This window comes from Frateuria sp. GZRR35 (assembly GCF_051900415.1).
GTDB lineage: Bacteria > Pseudomonadota > Gammaproteobacteria > Xanthomonadales > Rhodanobacteraceae > Frateuria_A.
The window spans coordinates 70,001-86,172 of sequence record NZ_JBHZGL010000012.1; the positions used below are offsets into that span (position 1 = coordinate 70,001).

Genomic DNA, 16,172 nt, shown 5'->3' on the forward strand with positions numbered 1-16,172 from the left:
TGACGACGATGCGATCGTCACCCGCGACACGCTGCTGGACGAGGCGCTGGTCGAGAAGCTGGACAAGGCCGGCGTGCAGTCGATCAAGGTCCGCTCGCCGATCACCTGCGAGGCCAGTCACGGCGTGTGTGCGCTGTGCTACGGCCGCGACCTGGCCCGTGGCCACCTGGTCAACATGGGCGAGGCCGTGGGCGTGGTCGCCGCGCAGTCGATCGGCGAGCCCGGCACGCAGCTGACCATGCGTACGTTCCACATCGGTGGCGCGGCTTCCCGTGCTGCCGCCGTGGACAACGTCTCGGTCAAGACCACCGGCACGCTGAAGTTCAACAACCTCAAGACCGTGCAGCACGCTCAGGGCCACCTGGTGGCCGTGTCGCGTTCGGGCGAAGTGTCGGTCATCGACGCCAACGGCCGCGAGCGCGAGCGCTACAAGGTGCCTTACGGCGCCACCATCTCGGTCAAGGACGGCGCGGCGGTCAAGGCCGGCCAGACCGTGGCCAACTGGGATCCGCACACCCATCCGATCGTCTCGGAAGTGGCCGGTACCGTGCGCTTCATCGACTTCATCGATGGCGTCACCGTGCAGAGCCAGACCGACGAGCTGACCGGCCTGGAGTCGGCGGTGGTGACCGATCCGAAGCGTCGCGGTACGGCCGCGAAGGACCTGCGCCCGATCGTGCGCCTGGAAGACGCCAAGGGCCGCGAGCTGAAGCTGCCGGGCACCGACGTACCGGCCCAGTACATGCTCCCGGCCGGCGCGATTGTTTCGATTCAGAACGGCGTGGAAGTGGGCGTGGGCGACGTGGTTGCCCGTATCCCGCAGGAAACCTCCAAGACCCGTGACATCACCGGTGGTCTGCCCCGCGTGGCCGACCTGTTCGAGGCGCGCAAGCCGAAGGAGCCGGCGATCCTGGCCGAGCGCTCGGGCGTGGTCAGCTTCGGCAAGGACACCAAGGGCAAGCAGCGTCTGATCATCAAGGACGCCGACGGAAACGAGCACGAGGAGCTGATCCCGAAGTGGCGTCAGGTCATCGTGTTCGAAGGTGAGCACGTGGAGAAGGGCGAGACCGTCGTCGACGGCGAGCCCAATCCGCATGACATCCTGCGCCTGCTGGGCGTGGAGCCGCTGGCCGCGTACCTGGTCAAGGAAATCCAGGACGTCTATCGCCTGCAGGGCGTGAAGATCAACGACAAGCACATTGAAGCGATCATTCGCCAGATGCTGCGCAAGGTCGAGATCACCGAGCCGGGCGAGAGCCACTACCTGCGCGGCGAGCAGGTCGAGCGCGTGCGCATCAACGAAGAGAACGAGCGCGCCGAGGGCAAGGGCGAGCGTCCGGCCGAGTACCAGTCGGTGCTGCTGGGCATCACCAAGGCGTCGCTGGCCACCGAGTCGTTCATCTCGGCGGCTTCCTTCCAGGAGACCACCCGCGTCCTTACCGAGGCGGCGGTCCGTGGCACCCGCGATACCTTGCGGGGCCTCAAGGAAAATGTTATTGTCGGCCGTCTGATTCCGGCAGGTACGGGTCTGGCGTACCACGCGCAGCGTCGTCGCCAGGGCGGGTTGACCGCCTCGGAACTGGAAACCCTTTCCGGTTCCTCCTCCGCGGTGAGTTTCGCGGAAGCCACTGCCGGTAGCGATGATGGTGCCGAGTAAGCCTTGAGAGGCTTTGCTCGCTGACATACGAAATGAGGTGCACGGATGCACCTCGTGTTCGGGTCATGGAGGACAGGGCGTTTCCTTGCCTGGTGCAAGGCGCCCATGTTAAATTCCCGCTTCTTGGCAGACCGAGTTTCGGTCTGCCTTTATGTTTCTCAGGAAAAGCTTCGCATGACGACAGTCAACCAGCTGGTGCGCAAGAACCGCAGCCCGAAGACCTACAAGAGCGCTTCGCCGGCCCTGCAGAGCAGCCCGCAGCGCCGCGGCGTCTGCACTCGCGTGTACACGACTACCCCGAAGAAGCCGAACTCGGCGTTGCGCAAGGTCGCCAAGGTGCGCCTGACCAACGGCTACGAGGTCATCAGCTACATCGGCGGTGAAGGCCACAACCTGCAGGAGCACTCGGTCGTGCTGATCCGCGGCGGTCGTGTGAAGGACCTGCCGGGCGTGCGCTACCACACCGTGCGCGGCAGCCTCGACTGCGCCGGCGTGACCAAGCGTCGCCAGGCCCGCTCGAAGTACGGCGCCAAGCGCCCGAAGAAGTAATCGCCAGCCGGTCTGGCCGGCGGCTCACATCGAAAGTGCGGCCATGGACGGTTGCTTTGAAGCAGGCCGGACGCCGCAAAGGTAACGAACACATGCGGCCACGATGGCCGCTTTCGCGCGGACAGGATTGCCCGCAAATAAACAACGGACTCCAAACATGTCGCGTAAAGGTTCCCATCCCGCCCGCCTGGTCCTGCCGGACCCCAAGCACGGCAGCCAGCTGATCGCTCGCTTCATCAACATGGTGATGAAGAGTGGCAAGAAGTCGGTCGCCGAAAGCATCGTCTACGGCGCGCTGGACCATCTGGGTGAAAAGAACGCCGAGCCGGTGGCTCTGGTCGAGAAGGCGCTGGGCAACGTCGCTCCGGCCGTCGAGGTGAAGTCTCGCCGCGTCGGTGGCGCCACCTACCAGGTGCCGGTCGAAGTGCGCCCGGGTCGCCGCATGGCGCTGGCGATGCGCTGGGTCATCGATGCCGCCCGCAAGCGTGGCGAGACCTCGATGCCGCGCAAACTGGCCGCCGAACTGCTGGAAGCCTCGGAGAACCGTGGCGGCGCGATCAAGAAGCGCGAAGAAACGCACCGCATGGCGGAAGCCAACAAGGCCTTCTCGCACTACCGCTGGTAAGCGGTTTGCCTTGCCGCCGCTCGCGGCGGCAAGGAACCACTCCGCCGTCTGCGGCGGATTTCTCATAGAAACTGTGGCCCGGACGGCTGCAACGAATCGAGGGCAGGGTTGCCCTGTACAGGTAAACATCCATGGCACGCACCACTCCCATCGAGCGCTACCGCAACTTCGGCATCATGGCTCACATCGATGCCGGCAAGACCACGACCACGGAGCGCATCCTGTTCTACACCGGTGTCAGTCACAAGATTGGCGAGGTGCATGACGGTGCGGCCACCATGGACTGGATGGAGCAGGAGCAGGAGCGCGGCATCACCATCACTTCCGCGGCCACCACGGCCTTCTGGAAGGGCATGGACCGTTCGCTGCCCGAGCACCGCTTCAACATCATCGACACCCCTGGGCACGTCGACTTCACCATCGAAGTCGAGCGTTCGCTGCGCGTGCTCGACGGCGCCGTGTTCGTGCTTTGCGCGGTCGGCGGCGTGCAGCCGCAGTCCGAGACCGTGTGGCGCCAGGCCAACAAGTACAAGGTGCCGCGCCTCGCGTTCGTCAACAAGATGGACCGCACGGGCGCGAACTTCTACAAGGTCGTCGACCAGCTGAAGGCGCGCCTGGGTGCCAACCCGGTGCCGATGCAGGTGCCGATCGGTGCCGAAGACAACTTCGATGGCGTGGTCGACCTGCTCAAGATGAAGGCGATCATCTGGGACATGGAATCCCAGGGCATGAAGTTCGAGTACCAGGACATTCCTGCCAACCTCGCCGACAAGGCCGCCGAGGCGCGAAGCTACATGGTCGAGTCGGCCGCCGAGGCGTCCGAGGAACTGATGAACAAGTACCTCGAGGGCGGTGAGCTCTCCGAGGCCGAGATCATCGAGGGCCTGCGCCAGCGCACCCTGTCCAGCGAAATCATTCCGGTCTACTGCGGTACGGCGTTCAAGAACAAGGGCGTCCAGGCGATGCTCGACGCGGTGGTGAACCTGCTGCCGTCGCCCGCCGATCGCCCGCCCGTGTCCGGCGTGGACGACGACGACAATGACGCGACCCGCACGGCGGACGACAACGCGCCGTTCTCCGCGCTTGCCTTCAAGATCATGACCGACCCCTTTGTCGGCTCGCTGACCTTCTTCCGTGTCTATTCGGGCACGCTGAATGCCGGCGACCAGGTGTACAACCCGGTCAAGTCGAAGAAGGAGCGCATCGGCCGCATCCTGCAGATGCACGCGAACGAGCGTCACGAGCTGAAGGAAGTCCGCGCGGGCGACATCGCTGCCGCGGTCGGCCTGAAGGACGTGACGACCGGCGACACGCTGTGCGCGCAGGATCAGATCATCACCCTGGAGCGTATGACGTTCCCGGAGCCGGTGATCTCGATGGCGGTCGAACCGAAGACCAAGTCTGACCAGGAAAAGATGGGCATCGCCCTCGGCCGCCTGGCTGCGGAGGATCCGTCCTTCCGTGTGCGCACGGACGAGGAGTCGGGCCAGACGATCATCTCGGGCATGGGCGAGCTTCACCTGGACATCCTGGTGGACCGCATGAAGCGCGAGTTCAACGTCGAGGCCAACGTCGGCAAGCCGCAGGTGGCGTACCGTGAGACGATCCGCGCGTCGGATGTCAAGTCGGACTACAAGCACGCCAAGCAGTCGGGCGGCAAGGGCCAGTACGGTCACGTGGTGATCGAGCTGTCGCCGATGACCGAGGAAGAGCGCAAGAGCCCGGACGTCAAGGACGATTTCCTGTTCGTCAACGAGATCACCGGTGGCGTGATTCCGAAGGAATTCATCCCGTCGGTCGAGAAGGGCCTGCGCGAGACCATCACCAGCGGTCCGCTGGCCGGGTTCCCGGTGGTGGGCGTCAAGACCAAGCTGGTCTTTGGTTCCTACCATGATGTCGACTCGTCGGAAATGGCGTTCAAGCTGGCCGCCTCGATGGCGTTCAAGCAAGGCTTCGCCAAGGCGAACCCGGTCCTGCTCGAGCCGATGATGAAGGTCGAGGTAGTCACTCCCGAGGAGTACGTCGGTGACGTGATGGGCGACCTGAGCCGTCGTCGCGGCCTGCTGCAGGGCCAGGACGACACGCCCTCGGGCAAGACCATCAACGCGATGGTGCCGCTGGGCGAGATGTTCGGTTACGCGACCACCATCCGCTCGCTGACCCAGGGCCGCGCGACGTTCACGATGGAGTTCGATCACTACGCGGAAGCGCCGAACAACATCGCCGAACAGGTCATCAAGAAGGCCTGAGGTTTTCGCTTCACTTAATTAGTGCGATCGATCCATGGTCGCGAAGAACGGAAAGCGGCCTCGCGGCCGCACTAATTAACCAGCTCTTTTCAGAGGTTTGAAGTCATGGCAAAGGGTAAATTCGAACGCACCAAGCCGCACGTGAACGTCGGCACGATCGGCCACGTGGACCACGGCAAGACGACGCTGACGGCAGCGCTGACCAAGGTCGGTGCCGAGCGCTTCGGTGGTGAATTCAAGGCCTACGACGCGATCGACGCGGCGCCGGAAGAGAAGGCGCGCGGCATCACGATCTCGACCGCGCACGTGGAATACGAGTCGCCGACCCGTCACTACGCGCACGTCGACTGCCCGGGCCACGCCGACTACGTCAAGAACATGATCACCGGTGCGGCGCAGATGGACGGCGCGATCCTGGTGTGCTCGGCCGCCGACGGCCCGATGCCGCAGACCCGCGAGCACATCCTGCTCTCGCGTCAGGTGGGCGTGCCCTACATCGTCGTGTTCCTGAACAAGGCCGACATGGTTGACGATGCCGAGCTGCTCGAGCTGGTCGAGATGGAAGTGCGCGAGCTGCTGTCCAAGTACGACTTCCCGGGCGACGACACCCCGATCATCAAGGGTTCGGCCCTGAAAGCGCTCGAGGGCGACCAGAGCGAAATCGGCGTGCCGGCGATCATCCAGCTCGTTGACGCGCTGGACAGCTACATCCCCGAGCCGGTGCGTGCGATCGACAAGCCGTTCCTGATGCCGGTCGAAGACGTGTTCTCGATCTCCGGCCGCGGCACCGTGGTGACCGGTCGTATCGAGCGCGGCATCATCAAGGTCGGCGACGAAGTGGAAGTGGTGGGCATCCGTGACACCCAGAAGACCACCGTCACCGGCGTGGAAATGTTCCGCAAGCTGCTCGACCAGGGTCAGGCGGGCGACAACGCCGGTCTGCTGCTGCGCGGCCTGAAGCGTGACGACGTCGAGCGCGGCCAGGTGCTGGCCAAGCCGGGCACGATCACCCCGCACACCGACTTCGAGGCCGAGGTCTACGTGCTCTCCAAGGACGAGGGTGGCCGTCATACCCCGTTCTTCAAGGGCTACCGTCCGCAGTTCTACTTCCGCACCACCGACGTGACCGGTGCGGTCACGCTGCCGGAAGGCGTGGAGATGGTCATGCCGGGCGACAACATCAAGATGGTGGTGAGCCTGATCCATCCGATCGCGATGGACGAGGGCCTGCGCTTCGCCATCCGCGAAGGCGGCCGCACCGTCGGCGCCGGCGTGGTGGCCAAGGTCATCAAGTAAGACACTGGCGGCGATCCTTAGGGGTCGCCGCTTTCGCGTGGGTGCCGGCAAGGCTGGCACACCGCGCGAAATGGCTGCTATACTTGTCAGCTTGACGGCTCCGGTGTTGCCTGGAGCCGCTACCGCGAAATGAGGTACAGGACGTACTTCGAGTTCGCAGGCCGGGATGGCCCTCGCAACGTAATCATCGGTCGCAGACGACGTTCTGTTGACCTTTGTGCGTTGTGCGATTTATAATTTTCTGTCTAGGCGGGCCGTTTGTGCTCGCCTAGCTTTTTAGCCCGGTGCGTCTCAGACGTGCAGGGATGCTCAGAAGGGTTGTGCGAGGCGGTGAGAAGCCACCTCGAGACAAGCATTTGTTCTTTCGATAACAGGACACGGTTTTATGGCGAACCAGAAGATTCGCATCCGCCTCAAGGCGTTCGATCATCGTCTGATCGACCGCTCGGCCAGCGAGATCGTCGAGACGGCCAAGCGCACCGGCGCTACGGTGCTCGGCCCCATCCCGCTCCCGACCAAGATCGAGCGGTACACGATCCTCACCTCGCCGCACGTCGACAAGGACGCGCGCGACCAGTACGAGACCCGCACCCACAAGCGCGTACTCGACATCGTGGACCCCAACGACAAGACCGTGGACGCGCTCATGAAGCTTGACCTCGCCGCTGGCGTGGACGTCCAGATCAAGCTCGGCTGAGCGATAGACAGGATACGAAGATGAGTATCGGACTGGTTGGCCGCAAGTGCGGCATGAGCCGGCTCTTCACTGAAGACGGACGTTCGATTCCGGTGACGCTGATTGAAGCGACCCCGAACCGCGTCACCCAGCTGAAGACCGAAGACAACGATGGTTACACCGCGATCCAGGTCACCGCAGGCGTCAAGCGCGCCTCGCTGTTGACCCAGCCGGTGAAGGGCCACTACGCCAAGGCGAAGGTCGAGCCGGGCCGTGGCCTGTGGGAGTTCCGCGTTGCCGCCGAGGATCTCGGCAAGTACAGCGTCGGCGCCGAGATCAAGGCGGACGAGATCTTCTCGGCCGGCCAGATCGTCGACGTCGCCGGCGTCTCGAAGGGCAAGGGCTTCCAGGGCACGATCAAGCGCCACAACTTCTCGATGGGCGATGCGACGCACGGTAACTCGCTGTCGCACCGCGCGCCGGGTTCGATCGGCCAGCGCCAGACGCCGGGTCGCGTGTTCCCGGGCAAGAAGATGGCCGGCCACATGGGTGCGGTGAACCGCACGCAGCAGGGTCTGGAAGTGGTCAAGGTCGACGCCGAGCGTCATCTGATCGCGGTCAAGGGCGCGGTGCCGGGTGCGACCGGCGGCGACGTCGTGATCCGCCCGACCACCAAGGGTTGAGGAGAGACGCCATGGAACTGAATGTCATTGGCGCCAAGCCGCTCAGCGTGTCCGACGAAGTGTTCGGCGCCGAGCTCAAGCAGGCCCTGATCCACCAGGTGGTGGTTGCGTACCAGGCCGGCGGTCGCGCCGGTACCAAGGCGCAGCTGTCGCGCGGTGAGATGTCGGGTACCACCAAGAAGTTCAAGAAGCAGAAGGGCGGCGGCGCCCGTCACGGCGACTACCGCGCTCCGATCTTTGTCGGCGGCGGTGTCACCTTTGCGGCCAAGCCCCGCAGCTTCGAGCAGAAGGTCAACCGCAAGGCTTACCGCGTGGCGATCCGCTCGATCCTTTCCGAGCTGAACCGCCAGGATCGCCTGAAGGTCGTCGACGGTTTCGGCATCGAGGAAGCCAAGACCAAGGCGATGGTCGCCAAGCTGGTTGAGCTCGAGGTCGGCGGCCGCGTGCTGCTGGTGTCCGAGGATGCCAACGAGGCGCTGTTCCTGGCCGCACGCAACATCCCGTACCTGCACGTGGTCGACGTGATGGCGCTGAACCCGGTCAGCCTGGTCGGCTCCGACTATGTCGTGCTGACCGCCGAGGCCGTGAAGAAGATCGAGGAATGGCTGGCATGAGCAACGAACGCATTCTCAACACGCTGCGTGCGCCGCACATCTCCGAGAAGTCTGCGCGCCTGGCCGAGAACAACCAGTACGTATTCGTGGTCGCCCCCGAGGCGACCAAGGCCGACGTCCGCGCGGCGGTGGAACAGATGTTCGACGTCAAGGTCGAGCAGGTGAACCTCGTCAACGCCAAGGGCAAGGTCAAGTCCTTCCGTTTTCGCACTGGCAACCGCCAGGGCAAGCGCAAGGCCTATGTCCGCCTCGCCGATGGCCAGACCATCGACGTGTCGGCCAAGGCCTGAGCTCAAGGAGTTGAATTGAGATGGCACTGATCACTCACAAGCCGACCTCGCCGGGCCGCCGCGACTCCGTCAGCGTCCGCACCGAGGGCCTGCACAAGGGCGCGCCGTACGCGCCGTTGACCGAATCGCAGTCCAAGACGGGTGGCCGCAACCACTACGGTCGCATCACCACGCGTCACCGCGGTGGTGGCCACAAGCAGGCCTACCGCATCATCGACTTCAAGCGCGACAAGGAAGGCATCGCCGCCAAGGTCGAGCGCATCGAATACGATCCCAACCGCACCGCGCACATCGCGTTGCTGTGTTACGCCGACGGCGAGCGCCGCTACATCATCGCGCCGAAGGGCGTGGCGGTGGGTGACCGCCTGGTGTCCGGTTCCGACGCGCCGATCAAGGCCGGCAACAGCCTGCCGCTGCGCGCCATCCCGGTCGGTTCGACGATCCACTGCATCGAGATGAAGGCAGGCAAGGGTGCGCAGATCGCCCGCAGCGCCGGTGCCTCCGTGCAGCTGGTCGCCCGCGAGTCCGGTTACGCCACCCTGCGTCTTCGCTCCGGTGAAATGCGCCGCGTGCCGGTCGACTGCCGCGCCACCATCGGTGAAGTCGGCAACTCCGAGCACAGCCTGAAGAAGCTGGGCAAGGCCGGCGCCAAGCGCTGGAAGGGCATCCGCCCGACCGTGCGCGGCGTGGTGATGAACCCGGTCGACCATCCGCATGGCGGTGGTGAAGGCCGTACCTCGGGCGGCCGTCATCCGGTCAGCCCGTGGGGTACGCCGACCAAGGGCTACAAGACCCGCAACAACAAGCGCACGCAGCAGTTCATCGTGCGTCGTCGCAAGTAACAGGAAACGATCATGCCGCGCTCCCTAAAGAAAGGTCCGTTCATCGACCTGCACCTCGCAAAGAAGGTGGAAGCCGCCGTTTCCGCCAACAACAAGCGTCCGATCAAGACCTGGTCGCGCCGCTCGATGATCCTGCCCGAAATGGTGGGCCTGACCATCGCCATCCACAACGGTCGCCAGCACGTGCCGGTACTGATCAACGAGAACATGGTCGGGCACAAGCTCGGCGAGTTCGCGGTGACCCGTACTTTCAAGGGCCACGGCGGCGACAAGAAGGGCAAGTAACATGAGCACCGAAGCCAAAGCGATCCTGCGCAGCGCCCGCATCTCGGCGCAGAAGGCACGCCTGGTGGCTGACCTGGTCCGCGGCATGCCCGTGGGCCGCGCCAGCGACGTGCTCCAGTTCACCAACAAGAAGGCCGCCCACCTTGTCCGCAAGGTGCTGCTCTCGGCCGTCGCCAACGCCGAGAACAACCTGGGCGCCGACGTCGACGAGCTGAAGGTCTCGCGCATCTTCGTGGACGAAGGTCCGTCGATGAAGCGCATGTTTGCCCGCGCCAAGGGTCGCGGCTCGCGCATCCTGAAGCGCACCAGCCACATCACCGTGGTCGTCGGCGAGTAAAGAGGAAATAGACGATGGGTCATAAAGTTCATCCCACCGGTATCCGCCTCGGCATCGCCAAGGACTGGAATTCGAAGTGGTACGCCAACAAGGGCGATTACGCGAAGTACCTCGCCGCTGACCTGAAGGTCCGCGAGATGCTGCGCAAGAAGCTGGCGCAGGCCGGTATCTCCAAGATCCAGATCGAGCGTCCGGCCAAGACCGCCCGCGTGACGATCCACACCGCCCGCCCGGGCGTGGTGATCGGGAAGAAGGGCGAGGACATCGAGAAGCTGCGCAAGGAAGTCAGCGACATGATGGGCGTCCCGGCGCACATCAACGTCAACGAAGTGCGCAAGCCCGAGCTCGACGCGCAGCTGGTGGCCGAGTCGATCGCGCAGCAGCTGGAGCGCCGCATCATGTTCCGCCGCGCCATGAAGCGTGCGGTCGGTAACGCGATGCGCCTGGGTGCCCTGGGCATCAAGATCAACGTGTCCGGCCGTCTGAACGGCGCCGAGATCGCCCGCTCCGAGTGGAGCCGCGAGGGCCGCGTGCCGCTGCACACCCTGCGTGCCGACATCGACTACGGTTTTGCCGAGGCGAAGACCACCTACGGCATCATCGGCATCAAGGTGTGGGTCTACAAGGGCGAGATCTTCGACCTGGCGGCAGCGTCGCAGGAGTCGAAGGACGAGCAGTCGCAGCCGCGCCGCGAAGGTGGCGAGGGTCGTCGTGAATCGCGTCGCGAGGGCGGTGAAGGCCGCCGCGAGCGGACGGCGAAGTAAGGAGAGTTGCCATGTTGCAACCTAAGCGAACCAAATACCGCAAGCAGTTCAAGGGCCGCAACGATGGCCTGGCCCAGTGCTCGAACCTCGTCAGCTTTGGCGAGTACGGCCTGAAGGCGACCACCCACGGCGCGCTGACCGCGCGCCAGATCGAGGCGGCCCGTCGTTGCATCACCCGTTTCGTCAAGCGTGGCGGCAAGCTGTGGATCCGCGTGTTCCCGGACAAGCCGATCACCAAGAAGCCCATCGAAGTGCGTATGGGCGCCGGCAAGGGCGGCGTCGAGTTCTGGGTCGCCCCGATCCAGCCGGGCCGCATGCTCTATGAAATCGAGGGTATCGACGAGGCAACGGCACGCGAGGCGTTCCGCCTGGCCGCCGCCAAGCTCTCGGTGCAGACCCAATTCGTGACCCGGGCGGTGATGTGATGGCCACCAACGATCTGAACACCAAGTCGGCCGACGAGCTGAAGCAGCACCTGCTGGACCTGCGCAAGGAGCAGTTCAACCTGCGCATGCAGAAGGGCACCGGCCAGCTCAGCCAGCCGCACCAGCTGCGCCGCGTCCGGCGCGACATCGCCCGCACGAAGTTCGTGCTCGGCACGAAGAAGTAAGGGACCGCCGACATGAGCGACAACCAGAAGCAGGCGCGCACCCTCGAGGGTCGCGTCATCAGCAACAAGATGAACAAGACGGTCACCGTCCTGATCGAGCGCCAGGTGCAGCACGGCCTGCTGGGCAAGATCATCCGCCGGTCGACCAAGCTGCACGCGCAGGACGACCTGGGTGCCAACGAGGGTGACCTCGTGCGCATCACCGAGTGCCGTCCGCTGTCCAAGACCAAGCATCACCGCGTGGTCGAAATCGTCACACGCGCGGCCGTCTGAGGAGGGTGCAGACATGATCCAGATGCAGAGCACGCTTTCCGCGGCCGACAACAGCGGTGCGAAGGAACTGATGTGCATCAAGGTACTCGGCGGCTCGCACCGCCGTTATGCCGCGATCGGTGACGTGATCAAGGTCACCGTCAAGGATGCGATTCCGCGCGGCAAGGTGAAGAAGGGCGAGGTCTACAACGCCGTGGTGGTGCGTACCGCCAAGGGCGTGCGCCGCCCCGATGGCTCGCTGATCCGTTTCGACGGCAATGCAGCGGTGCTCCTCAATAACAAGCTCGAGCCGATCGGCACCCGTATCTTCGGGCCGGTCACGCGTGAGCTGCGCGGCGAGAAGTTCATGAAGATCGTCTCCCTCGCGCCCGAAGTGCTTTGAGCGGAGATAAGAACCATGAACCGTATCCGCAAGGGTGATCAGGTCCTCGTGATCGCCGGCAAGAACAAGGGCCAGCGCGGCGACGTGCTGCGCGTGGACGGCGACCGCGTGTTCGTCTCCAACGTGAACGTCGTCAAGCGCCACACCAAGCCGAATCCGCAGGCTAACCAGGCCGGCGGCATCGTCGAGCGCGAGGCCTCGATCCACATCTCCAATGTGCAGCCGTTCAACCCCGCCACCGGCAAGGGTGAGCGCGTCGGTACCAAGTCGCTCGAAGATGGGCGCAAGGTCCGCGTGTTCCGCTCCAATGGCGAACAGCTGGACGTGTAAGGAACAAATGTCATGACGCGCCTTGAAAGCTTTTACAAAGAACAGGTCGTGCCGAAGCTCACCGAGCGCTTCGGCTACGAGAACGTGATGCAGGTTCCGCGCATCACCAAGATCACCCTGAACATGGGTGTGGGTGAGGCCGCCGGCAACAAGAAGATCCTCGAGAACGCCGTGGCGGACATGACCAAGATCGCCGGTCAGAAGCCGATCACGACCAAGGCGCGCGTGTCCGTGGCCTCGTTCAAGATCCGCGACGGCTGGCCGATCGGCTGCAAGGTCACCCTGCGCCGCGCGAACATGTGGGAATTCCTGGATCGCCTGATCAACATCTCGCTGCCGCGTACCCGCGATTTCCGCGGCGTGTCCGGTCGCGCCTTCGATGGCCGTGGCAACTACAACTTCGGCATCAAGGAACAGATCATCTTCCCGGAAATCGACTTCGACGCGATCGACGCGATGCGTGGCATGGATATCTCCATCACCACCACCGCCAAGACCGACGAAGAAGCCAAGGCGCTGCTGGAAGCCTTCAGCTTCCCGTTCCGCAACTGATTAGCGAGAGAAACGCAATGGCAAAGACCTCGATGGTCAACCGCGACATCAAGCGGACCAAGCTCGTCAAGAAGTACGCCGCCAAGCGCGCCGAACTGAAGGCGATCGTGGTCAACCCGAACGCTTCGTACGACGAGAAGATGGACGCGCAGTCCAAGCTGCAGAAGCTGCCGCGCGACGCGAGCCCGGTGCGCCAGCGCAACCGCTGCGAGCTGTCCGGCCGTCCGCGTGGCGTGTACCGCAAGTTCGGCCTGGGCCGCAACAAGCTGCGCGAAGCGACCATGCGCGGCGACGTTCCGGGCCTGCGCAAGGCCAGCTGGTAAGTCTCCAAGCGGCGGGCGCCAGCGCGTCCGCCGCTTCGCAGGCGACCCAACGGTCGCCCGGTGCATAAATCGCGCCGGCGTTCGCTAAAAGCGGAAATAGCTGCTATAGTCGTCGGTCTGCGCAACGCAGGCTGGCTTCGTTTTGCCAGCTCACAATCTGATTGATTTCCGGTTTTATCGGATATCGGTGCACTCTGAAGGATGTTTTCATGAGCATGACTGATCCCATCGCCGATCTGTTTACGCGCATCCGCAATGCCCAGCTCACGGGCAAGCAGGCCGTAAGCATGCCGTCGTCGAAGCTGAAGTTGGCGATCGCCAACCTCCTCAAGAACGAGGGCTACATCCTCGACGCCAAGTCTTCCGACCAGGAAGGCAAGCCGGTGCTCGAGATCAAGCTCAAGTATTTCGAAGGCCGCCCGGCCATCGAGGCCATTTCCCGTGTTTCCCGCTCCGGTCTGCGCGTCTACCGCGGCAAGGACGAGCTGCCGAAGGTGCTCGGCGGCATGGGTATCTCGATCATCTCGACTTCCGCCGGTCTGATGACCGATGCGCAGGCCCGTGCCAAGGGTCTGGGCGGCGAAGTCATCGGCCAAGTGGCGTAAGGAGTTTCCATGTCCCGCGTTGCCAAACAACCGATCAATCTGCCCAAGGGCGTGGAACTGAAGTCCGACGCCAACGGCATCTCCGTCAAGGGCCCGAAGGGCACGCTGTCGGTGCATGCTCTGCCGGGCGTTTCCGTGGCCGTGAATGAAGGCGTCGCCAGCATTGCGTTGGCCGATGGTGCCGACGACAAGTTCGGCGGCACGGCGCGTGCGCTGCTGGCCAACATGGTCAAGGGTGTGTCCGAAGGTTATGAGCGCAAGCTGGAACTTGTCGGCGTGGGTTACCGCGCGTCGATGGCCGGCAAGGCGCTGAACCTGAGCCTCGGCTTCTCGCACCCGGTCGTGTTCAACGCGCCGGAAGGCATCACGCTCGAAACTCCGACGCAGACCGAGATCCTGATCAAGGGCTCGGACAAGCAGCGCGTTGGCGAAGTTGCCGCGAAGATCCGCGCGTTCCGTCCGCCGGAGCCCTACAAGGGCAAGGGCGTGCGCTATGCCGGCGAGAAGATCACCCTGAAGGAAGCCAAGAAGGCCTGAGTGCGCTTTCCCTGCGTGTGGAAGCGGCCATCCATGGCCGCACTACTCACAAGAGCACTGCGTAACTACCGCCGATCCGCTTTCGAGGAACAGACAGATGAACAAGAACGAATCCCGCCTGCGCCGCGCCAAATCTACGCGCGCCCACATCCGCAAGCTTGCGGTGGCCCGCCTGTCGGTGCACCGCACCGGCCAGCATCTCTACGCCCAGGTGTTCGATGCCTCCGGCGAGAAGGTGGTGGCTGCGGCCTCCACCGTGCAGAAGTCGGTGGCCGAGGGTCTGAAGGGCACCAAGAACCTGACGGCCGCCGCGGCGGTTGGCAAGGCGGTTGCGGAGCGTGCGCTCGCTGCGGGCGTCGAGTCGGTCGCTTTCGACCGTTCGGGCTTCCGCTACCACGGTCGCATCAAGGCTCTGGCCGACGCGGCGCGTGAGGCTGGCCTGAAGTTCTAAGGAACCGGAGGCGCCTGCCTCCGGTCCTCGCAAGACACACAACAACAAGCGGCCAAGCCGCAAGCAAAAGTCCCGGATGGTCCGGGCACACGGAATAGAGAAATGTCCTCCAACGATCGCGAAAATTCGGACGGCCTGCTCGAGAAGCTGATTGCCGTCAACCGCGTGGCCAAGACCGTCAAGGGTGGCCGCCAGATGAGCTTTACCGCGCTGACCGTGGTCGGCGACGGTGAGGGCAAGGTCGGCTTCGGCTATGGCAAGGCGCGCGAAGTGCCGGTCGCCATCTCCAAGGCCATGGACCGCGCCCGCCGCAACATGGTGAGCATCGACCTGAACAACGGCACCCTGTGGTACGCCATCAAGGCCAACCACGGTGCGGCGCGCGTGTTCATGCAGCCGGCCGCCGAGGGTACCGGCGTGATCGCCGGCGGCGCCATGCGTGCGGTGCTGGAAGTGGTCGGCGTCAAGAACGTGCTGGCCAAGGCGGTCGGTTCGCGTAACCCGATCAACCTGGTGCGCGCAACCATCAAGGGTCTGCAGGCGATCGCCTCGCCGAAGCGCATCGCCGCCAAGCGTGGCAAGACCGTGGAAGAGGTGATGGGCAATGGCTAAGAACAACGACACCGCGGCCACCGTGCGCGTGCGCCTGGTCAAGGGCCTGCGCGGTGTGCAGGGCCGCCACCGTCTCAGCGTCAAGGCGCTGGGTCTGAACAAGCTCAACGATGTCCGTGAACTGAAGGACAGCCCGCAGGTGCGTGGCCTGATCAACACGGTCTACTACCTGGTCCGGGTCGAGGAGTAATCATCATGCGTCTCAACGACATCAAGCCGGCTGCCGGTGCGCGCAAGACGCGCCTGCGCGTCGGTCGTGGCATCGGTTCGGGCCTGGGCAAGACTGCCGGCCGCGGCCACAAGGGTCAGCACGCCCGCGCCGGCGGCACCCACAAGTTCGGCTTCGAGGGCGGCCAGATGCCGCTGCAGCGTCGCCTGCCCAAGGTCGGCTTCCGCTCCAAGAAGAAGGCGGAGAGCCAGGAGGTGTTCCTGTACCAGCTTGCCAACCTGAAGGCGGACGTGATCGACCCGATCGCGCTGCATCAGGCCGGCCTGGTCGACAGCAAGGCGAAGAAGATCAAGGTCGTCGCCAAGGGCGAAATCGGCCGCGCGGTCAAGCTCTCCGGCGTGCTCGCCACGGCCGGCGCCAAGGCGGCCATCGAGGCTGCCGGCGGCAGCGTGGAGTAAGAC

Annotated in this window: 26 protein-coding genes (1 of these 26 cut by a window edge); all 26 read left to right on the top strand. The window is 64.3% G+C overall.

All coding sequences use genetic code 11. The features are described from left to right. Window positions 1–1,657, top strand: partial view of a DNA-directed RNA polymerase subunit beta' gene (gene rpoC / locus ACFWZ3_RS13865; RefSeq protein WP_439708290.1) — the 3' portion only. Its footprint begins 2,558 nt before the window's first position; only the last 1,657 of its 4,215 coding nucleotides appear in the window; its start codon lies beyond the left edge, outside the window; it ends in the stop codon at window positions 1,655–1,657. Between the two features lie 174 nt (window positions 1,658–1,831). Then, a complete protein-coding gene (gene rpsL / locus ACFWZ3_RS13870) occupies window positions 1,832–2,206 on the top strand; it encodes a 30S ribosomal protein S12 (protein ID WP_209620135.1) in 375 nt (124 codons plus the stop codon). 157 nt (window positions 2,207–2,363) lie between these two features. Further along, window positions 2,364–2,831: a 30S ribosomal protein S7 gene (rpsG, locus tag ACFWZ3_RS13875; RefSeq protein WP_424684107.1), complete on the top strand. Its 468-nt coding sequence runs from the start codon at window positions 2,364–2,366 to the stop codon at window positions 2,829–2,831. 131 nt (window positions 2,832–2,962) lie between these two features. After that, the gene (gene fusA, locus ACFWZ3_RS13880) at window positions 2,963–5,080 is read left to right on the top strand and encodes an elongation factor G (protein WP_439708291.1); all 2,118 of its coding nucleotides are present in this window, start codon (window positions 2,963–2,965) and stop codon (window positions 5,078–5,080) included. Window positions 5,081–5,185: 105 nt separating this feature from the next. Further along, a complete protein-coding gene (gene tuf / locus ACFWZ3_RS13885; protein WP_231324151.1) occupies window positions 5,186–6,376 on the top strand; it encodes an elongation factor Tu in 1,191 nt (396 codons plus the stop codon). 385 nt (window positions 6,377–6,761) lie between these two features. After that, window positions 6,762–7,073, top strand: coding sequence for a 30S ribosomal protein S10 (gene rpsJ / locus ACFWZ3_RS13890; protein WP_008209947.1), 312 nt, complete (start codon window positions 6,762–6,764; stop codon window positions 7,071–7,073). A gap of 20 nt (window positions 7,074–7,093) precedes the next feature. Next, on the top strand, window positions 7,094–7,735 hold the full coding sequence (rplC, locus tag ACFWZ3_RS13895; protein ID WP_091340490.1) for a 50S ribosomal protein L3: 642 nt from the start codon (window positions 7,094–7,096) through the stop codon (window positions 7,733–7,735). 11 nt (window positions 7,736–7,746) lie between these two features. Next, a complete protein-coding gene (gene rplD / locus ACFWZ3_RS13900) occupies window positions 7,747–8,349 on the top strand; it encodes a 50S ribosomal protein L4 (protein ID WP_439708292.1) in 603 nt (200 codons plus the stop codon). Then, the gene (gene rplW / locus ACFWZ3_RS13905) at window positions 8,346–8,639 is read left to right on the top strand and encodes a 50S ribosomal protein L23 (RefSeq protein WP_439702201.1); all 294 of its coding nucleotides are present in this window, start codon (window positions 8,346–8,348) and stop codon (window positions 8,637–8,639) included. Before rplD ends, rplW begins: the two co-directional genes overlap by 4 nt. Window positions 8,640–8,659: 20 nt before the next feature. Continuing rightward, entirely contained in the window at window positions 8,660–9,481 is an 822-nt protein-coding gene (gene rplB / locus ACFWZ3_RS13910) for a 50S ribosomal protein L2 (protein WP_231324163.1), read from the top strand. Window positions 9,482–9,493: 12 nt separating this feature from the next. Beyond that, window positions 9,494–9,766, top strand: a complete 273-nt coding sequence (gene rpsS / locus ACFWZ3_RS13915) for a 30S ribosomal protein S19 (RefSeq protein ID WP_091340502.1) — start codon at window positions 9,494–9,496, stop codon at window positions 9,764–9,766. A gap of 1 nt (window position 9,767) precedes the next feature. Further along, window positions 9,768–10,103: a 50S ribosomal protein L22 gene (gene rplV, locus ACFWZ3_RS13920; protein WP_209619580.1), complete on the top strand. Its 336-nt coding sequence runs from the start codon at window positions 9,768–9,770 to the stop codon at window positions 10,101–10,103. A gap of 14 nt (window positions 10,104–10,117) precedes the next feature. After that, window positions 10,118–10,867, top strand: a complete 750-nt coding sequence (gene rpsC / locus ACFWZ3_RS13925; RefSeq protein ID WP_231324164.1) for a 30S ribosomal protein S3 — start codon at window positions 10,118–10,120, stop codon at window positions 10,865–10,867. An 11-nt stretch (window positions 10,868–10,878) separates the two neighbouring features. Next, window positions 10,879–11,292: a 50S ribosomal protein L16 gene (gene rplP, locus ACFWZ3_RS13930; RefSeq protein ID WP_091340510.1), complete on the top strand. Its 414-nt coding sequence runs from the start codon at window positions 10,879–10,881 to the stop codon at window positions 11,290–11,292. Beyond that, entirely contained in the window at window positions 11,292–11,477 is a 186-nt protein-coding gene (rpmC, locus tag ACFWZ3_RS13935; protein ID WP_091340512.1) for a 50S ribosomal protein L29, read from the top strand. Before rplP ends, rpmC begins: the two co-directional genes overlap by 1 nt. A gap of 12 nt (window positions 11,478–11,489) precedes the next feature. Continuing rightward, window positions 11,490–11,750, top strand: a complete 261-nt coding sequence (gene rpsQ / locus ACFWZ3_RS13940; protein WP_209619583.1) for a 30S ribosomal protein S17 — start codon at window positions 11,490–11,492, stop codon at window positions 11,748–11,750. Between the two features lie 13 nt (window positions 11,751–11,763). Then, on the top strand, window positions 11,764–12,132 hold the full coding sequence (gene rplN, locus ACFWZ3_RS13945) for a 50S ribosomal protein L14 (protein WP_014402147.1): 369 nt from the start codon (window positions 11,764–11,766) through the stop codon (window positions 12,130–12,132). Window positions 12,133–12,147: 15 nt separating this feature from the next. Next, entirely contained in the window at window positions 12,148–12,462 is a 315-nt protein-coding gene (gene rplX / locus ACFWZ3_RS13950) for a 50S ribosomal protein L24 (RefSeq protein WP_439708293.1), read from the top strand. Between the two features lie 12 nt (window positions 12,463–12,474). After that, window positions 12,475–13,014, top strand: coding sequence for a 50S ribosomal protein L5 (gene rplE, locus ACFWZ3_RS13955; protein ID WP_091340520.1), 540 nt, complete (start codon window positions 12,475–12,477; stop codon window positions 13,012–13,014). A 17-nt stretch (window positions 13,015–13,031) separates the two neighbouring features. Continuing rightward, window positions 13,032–13,337, top strand: coding sequence for a 30S ribosomal protein S14 (gene rpsN / locus ACFWZ3_RS13960; RefSeq protein WP_231324168.1), 306 nt, complete (start codon window positions 13,032–13,034; stop codon window positions 13,335–13,337). Between the two features lie 209 nt (window positions 13,338–13,546). Beyond that, window positions 13,547–13,942, top strand: a complete 396-nt coding sequence (gene rpsH, locus ACFWZ3_RS13965; protein WP_439708294.1) for a 30S ribosomal protein S8 — start codon at window positions 13,547–13,549, stop codon at window positions 13,940–13,942. Between the two features lie 9 nt (window positions 13,943–13,951). Then, window positions 13,952–14,479 (top strand): 50S ribosomal protein L6, encoded by a 528-nt coding sequence (rplF, locus tag ACFWZ3_RS13970; protein WP_439708295.1) that lies wholly within the window; start codon window positions 13,952–13,954, stop codon window positions 14,477–14,479. Window positions 14,480–14,576: 97 nt separating this feature from the next. After that, window positions 14,577–14,930: a 50S ribosomal protein L18 gene (gene rplR, locus ACFWZ3_RS13975; protein ID WP_209619600.1), complete on the top strand. Its 354-nt coding sequence runs from the start codon at window positions 14,577–14,579 to the stop codon at window positions 14,928–14,930. A gap of 102 nt (window positions 14,931–15,032) precedes the next feature. Further along, on the top strand, window positions 15,033–15,542 hold the full coding sequence (gene rpsE, locus ACFWZ3_RS13980) for a 30S ribosomal protein S5 (protein WP_209619603.1): 510 nt from the start codon (window positions 15,033–15,035) through the stop codon (window positions 15,540–15,542). Next, a complete protein-coding gene (rpmD, locus tag ACFWZ3_RS13985) occupies window positions 15,535–15,732 on the top strand; it encodes a 50S ribosomal protein L30 (RefSeq protein WP_209619607.1) in 198 nt (65 codons plus the stop codon). The genes rpsE and rpmD overlap by 8 nt, the downstream gene beginning before the upstream one ends. Beyond that, complete coding sequence (gene rplO, locus ACFWZ3_RS13990; RefSeq protein WP_175483825.1) at window positions 15,732–16,169, top strand: 50S ribosomal protein L15; 438 nt, start codon at window positions 15,732–15,734, stop codon at window positions 16,167–16,169. Before rpmD ends, rplO begins: the two co-directional genes overlap by 1 nt. Window positions 16,170–16,172 lie beyond the last annotated feature (3 nt).

Excerpts from the sequence above, each read along its gene's own strand:
- rpsL (WP_209620135.1), top strand. The coding sequence starts at position 1,832 with ATGACGACAGTCAACCAGCTGGTGCGCAAGAACCGCAGCCCGAAGACC.
- rpsG (WP_424684107.1), top strand. The coding sequence starts at position 2,364 with ATGTCGCGTAAAGGTTCCCATCCCGCCCGCCTGGTCCTGCCGGACCCC.
- fusA (WP_439708291.1), top strand. The coding sequence starts at position 2,963 with ATGGCACGCACCACTCCCATCGAGCGCTACCGCAACTTCGGCATCATG.
- tuf (WP_231324151.1), top strand. The coding sequence starts at position 5,186 with ATGGCAAAGGGTAAATTCGAACGCACCAAGCCGCACGTGAACGTCGGC.
- rpsJ (WP_008209947.1), top strand. The coding sequence starts at position 6,762 with ATGGCGAACCAGAAGATTCGCATCCGCCTCAAGGCGTTCGATCATCGT.
- rplC (WP_091340490.1), top strand. The coding sequence starts at position 7,094 with ATGAGTATCGGACTGGTTGGCCGCAAGTGCGGCATGAGCCGGCTCTTC.
- rplD (WP_439708292.1), top strand. The coding sequence starts at position 7,747 with ATGGAACTGAATGTCATTGGCGCCAAGCCGCTCAGCGTGTCCGACGAA.
- rplW (WP_439702201.1), top strand. The coding sequence starts at position 8,346 with ATGAGCAACGAACGCATTCTCAACACGCTGCGTGCGCCGCACATCTCC.
- rplB (WP_231324163.1), top strand. The coding sequence starts at position 8,660 with ATGGCACTGATCACTCACAAGCCGACCTCGCCGGGCCGCCGCGACTCC.
- rpsS (WP_091340502.1), top strand. The coding sequence starts at position 9,494 with ATGCCGCGCTCCCTAAAGAAAGGTCCGTTCATCGACCTGCACCTCGCA.
- rplV (WP_209619580.1), top strand. The coding sequence starts at position 9,768 with ATGAGCACCGAAGCCAAAGCGATCCTGCGCAGCGCCCGCATCTCGGCG.
- rpsC (WP_231324164.1), top strand. The coding sequence starts at position 10,118 with ATGGGTCATAAAGTTCATCCCACCGGTATCCGCCTCGGCATCGCCAAG.
- rplP (WP_091340510.1), top strand. The coding sequence starts at position 10,879 with ATGTTGCAACCTAAGCGAACCAAATACCGCAAGCAGTTCAAGGGCCGC.
- rpmC (WP_091340512.1), top strand. The coding sequence starts at position 11,292 with ATGGCCACCAACGATCTGAACACCAAGTCGGCCGACGAGCTGAAGCAG.
- rpsQ (WP_209619583.1), top strand. The coding sequence starts at position 11,490 with ATGAGCGACAACCAGAAGCAGGCGCGCACCCTCGAGGGTCGCGTCATC.
- rplN (WP_014402147.1), top strand. The coding sequence starts at position 11,764 with ATGATCCAGATGCAGAGCACGCTTTCCGCGGCCGACAACAGCGGTGCG.
- rplX (WP_439708293.1), top strand. The coding sequence starts at position 12,148 with ATGAACCGTATCCGCAAGGGTGATCAGGTCCTCGTGATCGCCGGCAAG.
- rplE (WP_091340520.1), top strand. The coding sequence starts at position 12,475 with ATGACGCGCCTTGAAAGCTTTTACAAAGAACAGGTCGTGCCGAAGCTC.
- rpsN (WP_231324168.1), top strand. The coding sequence starts at position 13,032 with ATGGCAAAGACCTCGATGGTCAACCGCGACATCAAGCGGACCAAGCTC.
- rpsH (WP_439708294.1), top strand. The coding sequence starts at position 13,547 with ATGAGCATGACTGATCCCATCGCCGATCTGTTTACGCGCATCCGCAAT.
- rplF (WP_439708295.1), top strand. The coding sequence starts at position 13,952 with ATGTCCCGCGTTGCCAAACAACCGATCAATCTGCCCAAGGGCGTGGAA.
- rplR (WP_209619600.1), top strand. The coding sequence starts at position 14,577 with ATGAACAAGAACGAATCCCGCCTGCGCCGCGCCAAATCTACGCGCGCC.
- rpsE (WP_209619603.1), top strand. The coding sequence starts at position 15,033 with ATGTCCTCCAACGATCGCGAAAATTCGGACGGCCTGCTCGAGAAGCTG.
- rpmD (WP_209619607.1), top strand. The coding sequence starts at position 15,535 with ATGGCTAAGAACAACGACACCGCGGCCACCGTGCGCGTGCGCCTGGTC.